Source organism: Bacillus sp. LR--39 (assembly GCF_053613335.1).
In genome coordinates, this window is sequence record NZ_JBSIOT010000952.1 from 1 (window position 1) to 682 (window position 682).

A 682-nucleotide genomic window follows, 5' to 3' on the forward strand; every position below is an offset into this window, starting at 1 on the left:
GCATCTTTTTCTCGGCACGAACAAACTTGTAAAGACGGCAAAGGAATTCGGCATTACCGCCCATCTTCAAGCACTGCCGTCTCTGGCACTCGGCACCGAACCCGTACGTCCGATTGAGATGGTCAACGCCTATGCCATGCTCGCAAATGGCGGAAAGAAAATCGAACCGACTTTTATTTCAAGAGTAACGGACGCAGCCGGCCACGTGCTGTACGAAAACCCGAATCAGCATAAACAGGTGCTTGATGAAAAAGCCGCTTTTGTCACAGCGAGTATGATGACAGGCATGTTTGATACCGATTTAAATGGATATACGTCGGTTACGGGGCGAACGATAGCCAACCGCCTGACAAGAACGTATGCCGGAAAATCAGGAACCACCAGCGCAGACAGCTGGATGATTGGCTTCAATCCGAAGCTGGCCGCCGGTGTTTGGACCGGCTATGACAAAAACAGCACCATCGACTCGGTCGAAGAAAAAAGCTATGCTAAAACCATTTGGGCGGACTTCATGGAGGACGCGCTCAAAGGCGAACCGGAAACCGCGTTCAAGCCGCCAAAAGGCGTAACCGGTGTGTACATTGATCCGGAAACAGGCTACTCATCAGGTCCCGGCTGCGCCGCTAAGCATTACACATATTTTGTGAAAGGCACAGAACCAGCAAACGTGTGCTACGGGGCA

At 51.6% G+C, this 682-nt stretch carries 1 protein-coding gene; it reads left to right on the forward strand.

Annotated elements, in window-relative coordinates:
- A partial coding sequence (locus ACWHAR_RS27705; protein ID WP_452088518.1) for a penicillin-binding transpeptidase domain-containing protein occupies window positions 1–682 on the forward strand: 682 nt, incomplete at both ends.